Source organism: Paenibacillus polysaccharolyticus (genome assembly GCF_023714295.1).
In the GTDB taxonomy this organism is placed as follows: Bacteria; Bacillota; Bacilli; order Paenibacillales; family Paenibacillaceae; genus Paenibacillus; species Paenibacillus polysaccharolyticus_A.
Genome location: NZ_JAMAUN010000068.1, coordinates 1 through 259 on the forward strand (window position 1 = coordinate 1; position 259 = coordinate 259).

The window sequence follows — 259 nt, forward strand, 5'->3', positions numbered from 1 at the left end:
GCCACCAAACGAGCATTTGTGAAACAAATGCATTCGCGTTCCATTCGGTCCATCACAGCGGTGTGGATGAATGGTTCAGCGCATATTCAGAGTTGTTGTTCTCTGAAAACTAGATTCGAAACGAAACTCACACGATCAAAACTTGCTATTGGATAAGCCCTCGACCGATTAGTACTGGTCAGCTCCATGCATTACTGCACTTCCACCCCCAGCCTATCTACCTCGTCGTCTTCAAGGGGTCTTACATACTGGGAAATCT

The 259-nt window shown here is 46.7% G+C and carries 1 rRNA gene; it reads right to left on the reverse strand.

The annotated features are described in order from the left end of the window. Nucleotides 1-148: 148 nt before the first annotated feature. Nucleotides 149-259, reverse strand: a 23S ribosomal RNA gene (locus tag M3629_RS28255); the annotation flags it as partial.